Below are 12,296 nucleotides of genomic sequence, written 5' to 3'. Positions count from 1 at the left end.
GCCGGCCGATCGCGGACGGCCTGACCGAGGGGATGGAAATGCTCGTACACCGGCGTTGGGAATCACTGGATGCAGCCGATCATGGCTGGCTCCGCGCGAAGCACCACTTCCAGGTCGATGCCGCTGGCAACCCCGCGCATCGCCCGCTTGGCTCGCTGATTGTCTGGAATGACGACGAGATAGCGGTCGATGGAGGCTTTCCGCTTCATGGGCACCGCGACATGGAGATCGTCACGTATGTCCGCCAGGGGACGCTCGAACACCGCGACACGCTGGGCTCTACCGGCACGATCCGGGCGGGACAGGTTCAGGTGATGAGTGCCGGCCGTGGCATTCGTCACGCCGAGTCCAACCGCGGCAGCGAGACGCTCAGGCTCTATCAGATCTGGCTGCTGCCGCGCGAGCGTGGCGGTGACCCGCGATGGGAGACCCGGCCTTTTCCCGAGGCTGACCGATCCGGACGCTTCGCGGTACTGGCCAGTGGATTTCCCGGCGACGGCGACGCACTGCCGATCCGTGCGAATGCTCGGCTTCTCGCCGCGACGCTCGGGCCCGGCGATCGCCTCACACATTCATTCGCTCCGCACAGCAACGCCTACCTCGTGGTGGCTTCGGGACGTATCGCCGTGGATGGCGAGTTCGTCGGGCTGCGCGATGGGGTGGCGATCACGAATGCCGCATCCATCGACGTCGCGGCGCTTGAACACTCTGAACTGGTGATGGTGGAAACCCGTTGAGAGTCACTTGATCCATCCACCTCGAATCACTTTCGTCTGAAAGGACATGACCATGGAACACAACAAGTACTTCCCGCTACTCGGCCGCATCCTGCTCGGTGCGCCATTTCTCATGAGCGGTCTCGGCAAACTGGCCGCATATGGCGGAACCGTTGGCTATATTTCCGCAGTCGGCCTGCCGGCGGCGCCGCTGGCATACCTGATCGCGGTGGCGGTCGAGGTGGGCGGCGGCGTGATGCTGTTGTCGGGTTATCGGGTGCGCGCGGCGTCGCTAGTGATGGCGGCATTCTGTGTGGCGACAGCCGTTTTCTTCCATCACAACTTCGCCGATCAGAATCAGATGATTCACTTCCTGAAGAATCTGATGATCGCGGGCGGCCTTTTGCAGATCGCCAGCTTTGGCGCGGGCGCATGGAGCCTGGACGCGCGTCTTGCGGGGCCGGCGCCGCGCAAGACGGCGTTGCGGGCGAACTGATATCGGCGCTTGCTTGGCAAGCATGACGAATTGCCTGCAGGAGGCAACCAATGCAGAACAGTATTCCAACGCTGTTGCGGCGCAATCTTGAAGAGGTCTTCGGCGAAATCGATCCGGCGCGCAGGCGCCGCGCCATCGACGATATCTTTACTGACGACAGCGTGTTCTACGATCCGAACAGCGGTGTCCATCGTGGCCGCGACGCGATCGACAGGATTGCAGGTGTTATCAAGGCGTCGCATCCGGACTTCCGGTATCAGCCGATTGCCGAGCCCGAGGTGGCGGGGGACGGGGGGCGCATTCGATGGGTATCGGGGCGTCCTGGCGAAGCGCCTGCGTATGCGGGTACCGACTTCATCGTTGCCAGGGACGGCCGCATTGTCGCCGTTTATCTCTTCTTCGACGAATTGCCTTGAGTCGTGGCGCGCCCGCCCCAAAGGCTGGCGCTGCCGAATCCCTCCGGCGTTGCCGGAACCATAGAATCCTCATGAAGGAGTCTGCAAATGTCCAAGGTCCTAGTGCTGTATTACTCCACCTACGGGCATGTGGAAGCCCTGGCGGAGGCAGTCGCTGAAGGCGCTCGCGCCACCGGCGCTACCGTCGATGTCAAGCGGGTACCGGAAACGGTGCCGGCGGCGGTAGCCGAGGCCTCCCACTTCAAGGTCGACCAGAAAGCGCCGGTAGCCACGGTGGAGGATCTGGCTAACTACGACGCCATCGTGGTCGGCACGCCAACGCGCTTCGGGCGCATTTCCTCGCAGATGGCCGCGTTTCTCGATCAGGCCGGTGGCCTGTGGATGCGCGGCGTGCTGAACGGCAAGGTCGGTGGCGCTTTCACGTCTACTGCCACTCAGCACGGCGGGCAGGAAGCCACGCTGTTCTCGATCATTGCCAACCTGCTGCACTTCGGCATGACTATCGTCGGCTTGCCGTACAGCCATCAAGGGCAGATGACGCTGGATGAAATCGTCGGCGGGTCGCCGTATGGCGCGACGACCATCGCTGGTGGACAAGGGCAGCGTCAGCCGAGCGCCATCGAACTCGCGGGTGCGCGCCACCAGGGCGAACTGATCGCGAAGACCGCGAACAAGCTGTTCGGCTGAAGTTGTGTATCGCTAGCTGAGCGGCCTGCCGGTGGCAGTCGGGCAGGGAGTGGCGTCTTGCCTGGGCGTCGCTTCCTTTCGCCCATGGCGGAACGGCGCGCTCGGGTGCTAGAAGTTATGCCGCATGGCCAGTGCAAAGGTCTGCGGGTCGGCGCCGGCCTTCACGCCCAGACCGTTGATGGCGAAGTCATAGAGGGCGTTCCGCTTGTTATTGATCCGGCTGTAGTAGGTATAGATCGACGTGCGCTTGGAAAGCGGATAGTCGTAGCCAACAGTGATCTGCGTGGCGCCGGTCTCGGGGCCGGCATGGAATGACCCAATCGTCTCGGTCGCATTGCCCGCGCCGTTGCTGGCGAACGTGAAGCCGATCTTCACGCTGCCGGGTCCGAGCTTCTGGACCAGTGAGGTGTAATAGCTGTTGCGCGTCAGGTCGCCGGTGGCAGTGCGATAGTGCAATCGCTCGTACACCAGGGCGATCGTCGTCGTGGGGAACTGGTAGGAGACGCCGACCTTCATGCCATCGTCGTTACGGCCGGCGGTCTGATAGTGCTGATGGATCTCGTAGGCCATCGACACACTGAGCGGGCCGCGTTCGTACGCACCCGCGAACGAGTACAGCGCCGGATTACGCGGCACGCTGATCTTTTCTTCCGGCAGGCCCCAGGTCATCGCGCCGCTTAACCCGTGCCATTGCGGCGACTGGTAATGCAGGGAGTTCTGCTGGCGCCGGTCGAACGAGTTGGTGTTCTGGACGTTGTCCGTGGTGGCGGCCGCGCCATTGCCCATGATCGACATATAGCCGGCGGTGGTCGGGTAGTAGGGGTCGAGGGTCTTGGTCGAAGTGGTATAGGCCGTATCCCAGTTGCCCATGAATACGGTGCCGTACGGGCTGGCCATGCCGAGCCGCGTGTCGCGTGCAGCGATCTGCCCCGCGCCGGTGTCGATCGACAGCGTGCTCTCGACCTGCCAGATGGCCTTGAGCCCATAGCCGAGCGCTTCCTCGCCGCGAATACCGAAGACGGACCGGTTGTTGGTCAGCCGCGCAGTGCCACCCAGGTGGGTGCCGTCGGTCGCGGTGGAGGCTGACGCGTATTCGACGGCCGTATTGAGTCGCCCGTAAATCACAACGGATGACTGGGCGTTGGCCGTGCCGACCAGGCAGGTGGCCGAGGCCGATAACGTCGCCAACGCCGCCAGGGGGCGCATCCAGTGCCACACGCCAACTCTTGTCATCTCGCGCTCCCCCGTTGGTTTGATTCCTATAGTAGTGAAGCGTCGCACGGACGGGAATCGACGCTGATCGATAGAGGGACCACTACAAGGGAATCATGGCGCTCGAGAACCAGAAACCTATTCCGGCCAGCATGCACGGCTGTGTGCTGTCGTTTGTCGCAGGCTTTGTCGACGTGGTTGGCTTTATCGCCCTGTTCGGGCTGTTCACGGCCCACGTGACCGGCAACTTCATCATGATCGGCGTGGAGTTGACCGGGAACTCGGACGGCCTGGCGACCAAGCTGCTGGCACTGCCGGCCTTTGTCATCGCGGTGGCCGCCACACGTGTGCTCGAAGCGAATTTCGCGCGACGCCAGCGTCCCGTGGTTGCGCTGCTGCTCGCCATCGAATGCCTGTTCCTGCTGCTGTTCATCGGCACCGGGCTTTGGGCGAAGGCTGGCGCTGGCCTGACTGCCAATGCGTTGCCGTCCACGCTTGCGGGAATGCTGGCCGTGGTGGCCATGGGCATCCAGAACGCGTTGTCCCGTACCGCGCTGGCCGACCTGGGGCCGACCACCATCATGACTGGCAATACCACCCAGGTCGTGATCGATCTCGTCGATCTGACTTCCGCCAGCCCGGAACAGACCGGGGCGATCGTCACGCGGCTGCGCAAGATGCTGCCAGCCGTGGTGGGGTTTGCCGCCGGCGCGGTGCTCGGCGCGCTTGCCTATCAGGCGGTCAGTTTCTGGTGCGTCTTTCTGCCGGTGCTGCTGCTGGCGGCGGTGTGTCGCCAGCGTTGGCCCGGCCGGGTGGCGTTGGCCTGAACCGAGGTTCACCAGCCGCCGAAATTTCGCCTTTTTGATTTGAAATATTTTGGTGTACCATCCGCATACATTAACAGCGTCAAAGTATGCAAAAAATGGAAGCCAATGAGTTTCGCCCGCTGGCTGGCGTAAAAGTGCTTGAGTTGTCACAGATTCTGGCGGGCCCCACCTGTGGGCTGATGCTGGGCGATCTCGGGGCCGACGTGGTCAAGATCGAGCGATTTCCTGCCGGGGATGACGCGCGGAAGTACCGTCGGCCGGGCGACAGCGGATTGCCGCCTTCCTTCCTGATTGTCAATCGCGGCAAGCGGTCGCTCGGACTTGACCTGCGCAAGGAAGAGGGCAAGGCCGTGCTCAAGCGGATGGTTGCCCAGGCCGATGTGCTGACCGAGAACTTCCGTCTGGGAGTGATGGAGAAACTGGGCCTTGGCTACGACGTGCTGCGCGAGGTGAATCCGGCCCTGATCTACTGCTCGATTACCGGATACGGACGGACGGGGCCGCTGGCCAGCAAGGGCGGTTTCGACCTGATTCTGCAGGCGTTCTCGGGGCTCATCAGCGTGACGGGAGAGCCGGGCCGCGACCCGGTCAAGCCGGGCATGTCGATCGCCGATGTCAATGCTGGCATCCTGGCCGCATTCGGTATCCTGGCCGCGTACATCAACCGGCTACGCACGGGCGAGGGCTCGCGCGTCGAGACCTCGCTGCTGCAGGCGTCGATGCAGCAGCTTTACTGGTACGCGGCGGCCTACTTCTCGACCGGGGCGATTGCGAAGCCGGTCGGCACGGCGCATCCGCTCATCGCGCCTTACCAGGTGTATCAATGCGCTGATGGCGGTATCGCGCTCGGGGGCGCCAATCAGACCAACTGGGAGCGCATCGCCGACGTGCTGGGCCATCCGGAGTGGAAGGCCGATCCGCGTTTCGACAGCGCGGCGGAAAGACTCGCGCGCCGTGCCGAACTTGAAGTGTTGATCACCGATGTCCTGAGGGGCGCGCCCGTGGCGACGTGGGTGGAGCGATTCGATGCCGTGGGGGTGCCTGTCGGCCCGGTTCAGAACGTGGGGCAGGCACTGGAGCATCCGCAGGCGAAGGCAGTCGGGATGGTCATGGAAGCCCGCAAGCCAGGCGGCGGCGTGACGCGCGCGCTGGGGCTACCCGTCCTGTTCGACGGGGGCAACGCCAGCTTGACCGGCCCGGCCCCCGCGCTGGGCGAGCATTCCAGTTCGGTGCTGCAGGAGTTTGGATTTGCCGCGGGAGAGATCGAGGACCTGCTACGCAACGCCGTGGTCCACGACTGCGCTCATCCGGTCGCGGCGTGATGCGCGTGATGTGTTTACGGGCGACGTCCGCGGCTGACCGCCGCGCCATCGTCGGGCATCGCCGCGATCATGTCGGCATAGACATTGCCGCCCGCGGAGATGTGCCGGACCATCGCTTCGGCGGCGGCATCCTCGTCGCCAACCTTGATCGCGTCGAGCACGGCCTTGTGCTCGGCCAGCGATGCGCGAACGCGCGCGGGGTGCTCGAAGCGGTAGTCCCGCATGCCACGCATCCGCGCGCGCATGGTGCGGATCTGCTTGGCCAGGATGTCGTTGCGACTGCCCTCGTAGAGCACGCCATGGAATTCGTCGTTGGCGGCGCGGTAGGCCTCGGCATCTCCCTGCGCGGCCGCGCACGCTTCGTACGCGGTCTCCAGCGCGTCCCGCTCCGCCGGTGTCATGCGGCGCGAGGCGAGTCGGGCGGCAAGCGATTCCAGCTGGACCAGGATCTCACTCAGCGCGACGTAGTCGCGCAATGTAATCGACGACACGATCGCGCCCTGGCGCGGCACCAGGGTGACGAGTCCCGCCGAGGCGAGCTGGATCAGCGCCTCGCGCGCGGGCGTGCGGGACACGCCGAAACGGTCGATCAGTTGCTGTTCATCGATCTGGGTGCCGCTCGGCAGGTGCCCGGACAGGATTTCCTGCTCTATCTCGGACCTGATGGTCTCGGTGCGGCTCTTCTTTTCTTCCGACATGCCTGTGTTCATCGCTGTAGATGTGGCGATTCTACGCTGCTGCCGGCGCTTTCCGGCCGCCTTCCGGCCCGGAGTTCGATCTTTTTCGTCGTTTATGTACACATAACGTTAGCTTGCGCATGCACAGATTTGCTGCGTGAGCGCCTTTATGCCTCTACGCCTTTACACACCTTCATCCCCAAACCTCCCATGACCGACACATCCGGACTGCCCTCGCTCGCCATCGAAGGGCGAGTTGCCACCATCACATTCCAGCGCCCCGACGTCGCCAATCGCCTTGGGCCCGATGATCTCGACGAGATTCATCGCCATATCGAAACGGTGAACGCCAGCGAAGCGCTCGTTCTGCGGATTCGTGGCACCGGGAAGTACTTCTGCAGCGGCTTCGATATCGGCAAGCTCGCGGCGGGGCAGCGTGGGTCGGGCTTTGAAGAACTCGTCAACACGGTCGAGGACTGCCGGCCTGTCACCATCGCCGCGCTAAACGGTGGCGTCTATGGCGGCGGCACCGATCTCGCGCTCGCGTGCGACTTCCGCGTTGGCGTACCGACAACGGACATGTTCATGCCCGCCGCGCGTCTCGGCCTGCATTTCTACAAGCGTGGCATGGAGCGATACGTGACCAGGCTCGGCCTGGACACCGCCAAGCGGCTCTTCCTGACCGCGGCCCGGCTCCAGTCGGACGAACTGCTGCGCTGCGGCTTTTTGACATCGCTGGTCGACGCCGCCGACCTCGACGCGAACGTCGATGCGCTGAGCGAAACGGTCGCCAGCATGGCGCCGCTCGCGGTGCTTGGCATGAAAAAACATCTCAACCGGATTGCCCGGGGCGTGCTCGATGTCGAGGAACTGGCTGTCGACGTTGCACGCGCCGCGCAATCGGCTGACATCAAGGAGGGCGCGCTGGCCTGGAAGGAAAAGCGCAAACCAAGGTTCCAGGGCAACTAGTCCAGGGAGCCGGCTTTCATTAGTAGAACCGAAATGGAGACAGAAGCATGAAGATAGCGAAGGCATCGAGGGTATGCATCGCCGCCGCGTTGCTGGTGCCGATGACGCTGGCGTGGGCGCAGGGCCCTGCCGCGTATCCAACCAAACCGATCCGGCTGATCGTCGGTTTCCCGCCGGGCGGCGGCGCGGATGCCGTGGCGCGCATCGTCGCGGAGAGAATGTCCCGGGACCTGGGGCAGAGCATCATCATCGACAACAAGCCCGGCGCCGGCACGACCATCGCGGCGGAAGCGGCAGCCCGCGCCGAGCCCGATGGCTATACGGTCTTCATGGGTAGCGCGAACCTCTTCGGCGCGGACAAGATCCTCTACAAGACGATCCGCTACGACGGGCAGAAGGACTTCACGCCGATCTCGCGCTGGACCATCGCGCCGATGGTCCTGGCGGTGAATAACGATATCGGTGTGAAGTCGGTGCAGGAACTGATCGCCAAGGCGAAGCAGAATCCCGGCAAGTACTTCTATGCGTCGTCCGGCAGTGGCGGGGCGCCGCATATGGCTGGCGTCTACTTCAACAAGCTCGGCGGCACGCGGATGGAGCACGTGCCGTTCAAGGGTGGCGCGCCGGCGGTGACGGCCGTGATTGCTGGTGATGCGCAGATGATCTTCGCCACGCCGCCGTCGGTGCTGCCGATGGTGGAGACCGGCAAGCTCAAGGCGCTGGCCGTGACGTCGGAGAAGCGGTCGCCGTTGCTCCCGAACCTGCCGACGGTGTCGGAGGGTGGCGTCAAGGGCTACGATTTCACGTTCTGGTTCGGGTTGTTTGGCCCAGCCAATCTGCCGCCCGATGTCGTGCGCAAGCTCTTCACCGCAAGCCAGAAGGCATTGAGCGATCCCGAGGTGGTGCGCAAGCTCGCGGCGCAAGGCAATGAGGCGCTGCCTTCTGCGTCGCCGGACGAATTCCGCAAATGGGCGTTGGCGGAGGGGGCCAAGTCCAAGCAATTGATTGAGCAGTCTGGCGCACATCTGGACTAGGCTGGGCGGAGCAGGGCCGCCAGGCCCATGGCCAATGGCGGAAATAGTGACGATTCAGGCGTTTGACTTTTTAAGACGACTGGTCATATTATTTCCGCCATGGCTCGTACATCAGACAAGACCGACATTCCGAACCGCCTGACCAAGGCGGGTCGCGAACTGTTCTCCCACCACGGCTACAACGCCACCGGCATCCAGCAGATCACCGATCACGCTGGCGTGCCGAAGGGCTCGTTCTACAACCACTTCGAAAGCAAGGAAGCGTTCGCGGCAGCGATCATCGCGGAGTACGCCGATTATCTGCACCGCTCATGGGAAGCCATGATGGAGGACGCCCCGCCCGAGCCGATGGCGGCGATCCGCTATGTCTTCACGCGGATGATTACCTATCACGAATGCTGTCCCACGCAGGCGGGTTGCCTGATCGGCAACTTTGCTGCCGAGATCGCCCTGACGAGCGATACCTGTCGGGCCGTGCTGCAGGACGCCCAGTTCGCCTGGCGCGAACGGCTGGCCGGCATGATCAGCCTTGCCCAGGCGCATGGTGAGATCCGCGCCGATATCGCGTCAGCCGAGCTTTCGGGGCTCGTCTGGGATACGTGGGAGGGCGCCTTGCTGCGTATGAAGATCGAACGCTCGGTGGCCCCGCTGCGCCGCAGCGTCGACCTGATGTTCGACCACCTGTTCCAGCCGGCCGCCGCGGCCGGCATCCACCACAGTCCAACCTTGGAGTAAGTCATTCATGGGTGCACAGACCGAAGCATTCCTCACCGAAGCCCTGTTTCAGCCGATCAAGCTGGGCCGTATCGAACTCGCCAACCGCATGGCCATGGCACCGCTCACGCGCAGCCGCGCCGATGACGATCTGGTGCCGACCGAGATGGTGGTCGAGTACTACCGCCAGCGCGCCAGCGTCGGCCTGATCATCGCCGAAGCCACGCAGGTTTCGGAGACTGCCCAGGGCTACACGAACACCCCCGGCGTCTACACGCCCGAGCAGATCGCGGCCTGGAAGACGGTAACCGACGCCGTGCACGCGCAAGGCGGCAAGATCTTCCTGCAGATCTGGCATACGGGTCGCATGTCGCACTCGCATTTCCAGCCGGACAATCAGGCACCGGTGGCGCCTTCGGCCATTGCGGCCAATGCCAAGACGTATATCAATGGCCAGGGCTACGTCGAATGCTCGCTGCCGCGCGCGCTGGAAGCTTCGGAAATTCCGGAGATCGTGAATGACTTCCGCGTCGCCGCAGCCAACGCGATCAAGGCTGGCTTCGATGGCGTCGAAGTGCATGGCGCGCACGGCTATCTGCTCGATGCCTTCCTGCGCGATGGCACGAACAAGCGTACCGACGCCTACGGCGGCAGTATCGAGAACCGCGCCCGCTTCCTGCTTGAAGTCATGGCGGCGGTGACTGCCGAAATCGGTGCCGATCGCGTGGGTGTCCGACTGGCGCCGGTGTCGCCGGTCAACGATGCGGTGGAAAGCAATCCGCAGCCGCTGTTCGAATACGTCGTGCGTGAGCTGGAAAAACTCCATCCGGTGTACATCCACGTGGTCGAAGGCTACACGGGTGGCCCGCGCGACAACGTGCCGTTCGACTACGAGGCGCTGCACCGCCTGTACTCGGGCGTGTGGATGCTCAATAACGGCTACAGCAAGGAAATGGCCGAAGAAGCGATCCGCGCCGGCCGTGCCGACATGGTCTCGTTCGGCCGCAAGATGATCACCAACCCCGACCTGCCGCGTCGCTTCCGTGAGAACCAGCCGCTGAACAGTCCGTTCGAGGACGCGTCGCTCTACGGTGGTACTGGCCCGCACGGCTACGTCGACTATCCGGCATTGGCCTGATCTTCGGCATTGCGCGCTCTACGGGCAGGTTTGCATCCGGGCCTATGTCCTTAGGTCCGGATCGCGGCAAGCTTGACGTAGAGCGTGCTTCTTGAAATCCCCAGCGTTCTGGCGGCCCTTGAAAGGTTGCCGCGCGCATCGTTGATGGCGGCGAGTATCGCCTGCCGCTCCAGATCGTCGAGGCGGCCAGACGCTGCCGATATCGGTATCGGGGCCAGAGCCGTCGCGTCTCCGGCCGGCCCGGATTCGACGAGGGAGGACAACATCGACACATCGATGCCATTGTTCTCGCCGAGCGCGAACATGACCTCGAACACGTTCTGTAGTTCACGAATATTCCCGGGCCAGCGATAGCGCACCAGTGTCTGATAGACCGACGGTTCGATCCGCTTCGGCGGGCACCCGTACTTGCGCGCGAGCTTGTGGTTGAGGTGATTGACGATGGACTCGATATCGCCAGGCCGGTCGCGCAAGGCCGGAAGCTGCAGACTGACCGCGCAGAGACGGTGGTACAGATCCTCGCGAAAGCGCCCGGCGGCAATTTCCTTCTGCAGATCGCGGTTGGTCGCGGCGACAAGTCGCACCGATACCTGCCGCTCCCTCGTATCCCCCAGACGAACCACCACGCCATCCTGCAGCACACGCAATAGATGCGGCTGCATGTCGAGCGGCATCTCGCCGATCTCGTCGAGGAACAGCGTGCCGCCTGCGGCCTGTTCGAATTTTCCGGGATGGCCGCCGCGACGCGCCCCCGTGAAGGCGCCTTCCGCGTAGCCAAATAGCTCGCTGGCCAGCAATTCGCGCGTCAGAGCGCCGCAATTCACGGCAACGAATGGACCGTCGGGCCGCTTGCCAGACCGATGCAATGCGCGTGCGAACAGCTCCTTGCCCGCGCCGGTCTCACCGACCAGCAGCACGGGCAGATCGAGCGACGCGATACGGCGGGCGCGTGCCTTGGTGGCGGCGAGAATTTCGCTCTCGCCGATGATCTCGGTGAACGGGTCATCCGTTGTCACCGCAGTCGGGGCGGCGGGGAGTGAAATGCTGGTCCGGCCCGGGCGTGCCGCGAGTGGAATCACGAGCATCGTGCCGAGCAGTCCTTCGCGATCCTTGACCGTGTGAAGCCATTCGGGCCGCAGCCAGCCCGGGCGCTGACGTATTTGATCGACCTCCGTCTGTGTGAGGTCGAGCCCTGGTATCGCGCTGCCGGTCTCCAGCGCGAAACGTACACCATGGGCATCCCCGGCGGCCTGCGAGTGGCCGTTGATACGAACGACACGGCCGCGGAAATCGGCAAGGACCACGAAGTCGCTGGCATAGCGCACGAAATCGTCGATGGAGCGGGCCAGCAGCCGCTCGTGCATCGCCACGTCGCGCCGAGCCAGCTCGCTCTCGATCTGCCGGGCCGCCGCCACCACCAGACCGAGGGTGTGCCCGTGGAATGACTCCTTCACGCCCGATACATCAACGACGCCAAGCAGGTGACGTCCGAACGGATCGAGTATCGGCGCGGCGGCGCAGGTCCAGCGTTTGACGTCCCAGCAGAAATGCTCGCTGGCATGGATCTGCACCGGCGCGACGGTGGCGATCGCGGTGCCGATGGCATTGGTGCCGATCACTTCCTCACTCCAGCATCCGCCCATGGCAAGGTTGACTTCCTCGCCGACGCTGCGCACGCGGGTCGAGCCATTGAGCTGAAGGATGGTGCCGTCGGTGTCGCTGAGCATGATCAGCGTGCCGCATTCGCGCAAGATGTCGCGCAGGCCTTCGAGCGCCGGACCCGCTGCGTCGCAGAGGTCACGGTTTTGGGTGCGCAGTTGGCGAAGGCGATCGTCGGCGGCGCCCGGCGCCGAATGCAGGGTCGGGTCGACAGCCTCGGAACGACACCGCTGCCAGGAAGCGAGGACAACTCTGCGTACGCCATCCCCCTCATGTGGATGATGGGGATGGTCCCGCAGGAAGCGTTCCCAGGCCGAGGCCACGACAGGTTCGTCGCTGATGCGGGGGACCAGAGTGCCGTAGTGGGTGAACGGCATGGAGCGATCACTCTCAGTTGATTCCGGCAACCGTAGCCCCACGCTTTTCGCA

General features: G+C 63.9%; 13 protein-coding genes. 10 read left to right on the top strand and 3 right to left on the bottom strand.

Annotated features, from left to right (window positions below; genetic code table 11):
- The first annotated feature begins 38 nt into the window (after positions 1–38).
- The 4 genes from D769_RS09295 (at position 39) to wrbA (ending at position 2,315) form a co-directional block, all read left to right on the top strand.
- Positions 39–737 (top strand): pirin family protein, encoded by a 699-nt coding sequence (locus tag D769_RS09295; RefSeq protein WP_040010965.1) that lies wholly within the window; start codon positions 39–41, stop codon positions 735–737.
- A gap of 52 nt (positions 738–789) precedes the next feature.
- Entirely contained in the window at positions 790–1,212 is a 423-nt protein-coding gene (locus D769_RS09290) for a DoxX family protein (protein WP_008644305.1), read from the top strand.
- A 50-nt stretch (positions 1,213–1,262) separates the two neighbouring features.
- On the top strand, positions 1,263–1,628 hold the full coding sequence (locus D769_RS09285) for a nuclear transport factor 2 family protein (RefSeq protein ID WP_008644304.1): 366 nt from the start codon (positions 1,263–1,265) through the stop codon (positions 1,626–1,628).
- Between the two features lie 87 nt (positions 1,629–1,715).
- Positions 1,716–2,315 carry an NAD(P)H:quinone oxidoreductase gene (wrbA, locus tag D769_RS09280; RefSeq protein WP_008644303.1) on the top strand — a complete coding sequence of 200 codons (600 nt, stop codon included), beginning with the start codon at positions 1,716–1,718 and terminating at the stop codon, positions 2,313–2,315.
- Positions 2,316–2,423: 108 nt separating this feature from the next.
- Here the strand turns inward: wrbA and D769_RS09275 are convergent, their stop codons facing one another.
- Positions 2,424–3,548, bottom strand: a complete 1,125-nt coding sequence (locus tag D769_RS09275) for a porin (protein ID WP_008644302.1) — start codon at positions 3,546–3,548, stop codon at positions 2,424–2,426.
- A 95-nt stretch (positions 3,549–3,643) separates the two neighbouring features.
- Here D769_RS09275 and D769_RS09270 point away from each other — a divergent pair, with 95 nt between their 5' ends.
- A complete protein-coding gene (locus D769_RS09270) occupies positions 3,644–4,354 on the top strand; it encodes a YoaK family protein (protein WP_008644301.1) in 711 nt (236 codons plus the stop codon).
- A gap of 86 nt (positions 4,355–4,440) precedes the next feature.
- Entirely contained in the window at positions 4,441–5,676 is a 1,236-nt protein-coding gene (locus D769_RS09265) for a CoA transferase (RefSeq protein ID WP_040010962.1), read from the top strand.
- A gap of 14 nt (positions 5,677–5,690) precedes the next feature.
- On the opposite strand, the gene D769_RS09260 is transcribed toward D769_RS09265, so the two are convergent.
- Positions 5,691–6,374 (bottom strand): GntR family transcriptional regulator, encoded by a 684-nt coding sequence (locus tag D769_RS09260; RefSeq protein WP_008644299.1) that lies wholly within the window; start codon positions 6,372–6,374, stop codon positions 5,691–5,693.
- A 189-nt stretch (positions 6,375–6,563) separates the two neighbouring features.
- On the opposite strand from D769_RS09260, the gene D769_RS09255 reads away from it, so the two are divergent.
- The 4 genes from D769_RS09255 (at position 6,564) to D769_RS09240 (ending at position 10,208) form a co-directional block, all read left to right on the top strand.
- Positions 6,564–7,322, top strand: a complete 759-nt coding sequence (locus D769_RS09255) for an enoyl-CoA hydratase/isomerase family protein (protein ID WP_008644296.1) — start codon at positions 6,564–6,566, stop codon at positions 7,320–7,322.
- Between the two features lie 47 nt (positions 7,323–7,369).
- Positions 7,370–8,356 carry a tripartite tricarboxylate transporter substrate binding protein gene (locus tag D769_RS09250; protein WP_008644294.1) on the top strand — a complete coding sequence of 329 codons (987 nt, stop codon included), beginning with the start codon at positions 7,370–7,372 and terminating at the stop codon, positions 8,354–8,356.
- Between the two features lie 99 nt (positions 8,357–8,455).
- Positions 8,456–9,091 (top strand): TetR/AcrR family transcriptional regulator, encoded by a 636-nt coding sequence (locus D769_RS09245; protein ID WP_008644292.1) that lies wholly within the window; start codon positions 8,456–8,458, stop codon positions 9,089–9,091.
- Between the two features lie 7 nt (positions 9,092–9,098).
- Positions 9,099–10,208 (top strand): alkene reductase, encoded by a 1,110-nt coding sequence (locus D769_RS09240; RefSeq protein WP_008644290.1) that lies wholly within the window; start codon positions 9,099–9,101, stop codon positions 10,206–10,208.
- A gap of 50 nt (positions 10,209–10,258) precedes the next feature.
- Here D769_RS09240 and D769_RS09235 read toward each other — a convergent pair whose 3' ends face one another.
- Positions 10,259–12,244, bottom strand: coding sequence for a sigma-54-dependent Fis family transcriptional regulator (locus tag D769_RS09235; protein ID WP_008644289.1), 1,986 nt, complete (start codon positions 12,242–12,244; stop codon positions 10,259–10,261).
- Positions 12,245–12,296: the final 52 nt, after the last annotated feature.

Origin of the sequence: Cupriavidus sp. HMR-1, from assembly GCF_000319775.1 — a bacterium.
GTDB lineage: Bacteria > Pseudomonadota > Gammaproteobacteria > Burkholderiales > Burkholderiaceae > Cupriavidus > Cupriavidus metallidurans.
Note: the sequence above shows the minus strand (reverse complement) of the source record. Positions and strands in the feature narration are given on the sequence as shown.

What these genes read in the sequence shown, in the direction of transcription:
- D769_RS09255 (WP_008644296.1), top strand. Translation starts at nt 6,564, where the DNA reads ATGACCGACACATCCGGACTGCCCTCGCTCGCCATCGAAGGGCGAGTT.
- D769_RS09295 (WP_040010965.1), top strand. Translation starts at nt 39, where the DNA reads ATGCTCGTACACCGGCGTTGGGAATCACTGGATGCAGCCGATCATGGC.
- D769_RS09260 (WP_008644299.1), bottom strand. Translation starts at nt 6,374, where the DNA reads ATGTCGGAAGAAAAGAAGAGCCGCACCGAGACCATCAGGTCCGAGATA.
- D769_RS09250 (WP_008644294.1), top strand. Translation starts at nt 7,370, where the DNA reads ATGAAGATAGCGAAGGCATCGAGGGTATGCATCGCCGCCGCGTTGCTG.
- D769_RS09245 (WP_008644292.1), top strand. Translation starts at nt 8,456, where the DNA reads ATGGCTCGTACATCAGACAAGACCGACATTCCGAACCGCCTGACCAAG.
- D769_RS09265 (WP_040010962.1), top strand. Translation starts at nt 4,441, where the DNA reads ATGCAAAAAATGGAAGCCAATGAGTTTCGCCCGCTGGCTGGCGTAAAA.
- D769_RS09235 (WP_008644289.1), bottom strand. Translation starts at nt 12,244, where the DNA reads ATGCCGTTCACCCACTACGGCACTCTGGTCCCCCGCATCAGCGACGAA.
- D769_RS09285 (WP_008644304.1), top strand. Translation starts at nt 1,263, where the DNA reads ATGCAGAACAGTATTCCAACGCTGTTGCGGCGCAATCTTGAAGAGGTC.
- D769_RS09270 (WP_008644301.1), top strand. Translation starts at nt 3,644, where the DNA reads ATGGCGCTCGAGAACCAGAAACCTATTCCGGCCAGCATGCACGGCTGT.
- D769_RS09290 (WP_008644305.1), top strand. Translation starts at nt 790, where the DNA reads ATGGAACACAACAAGTACTTCCCGCTACTCGGCCGCATCCTGCTCGGT.
- D769_RS09275 (WP_008644302.1), bottom strand. Translation starts at nt 3,548, where the DNA reads ATGACAAGAGTTGGCGTGTGGCACTGGATGCGCCCCCTGGCGGCGTTG.
- wrbA (WP_008644303.1), top strand. Translation starts at nt 1,716, where the DNA reads ATGTCCAAGGTCCTAGTGCTGTATTACTCCACCTACGGGCATGTGGAA.
- D769_RS09240 (WP_008644290.1), top strand. Translation starts at nt 9,099, where the DNA reads ATGGGTGCACAGACCGAAGCATTCCTCACCGAAGCCCTGTTTCAGCCG.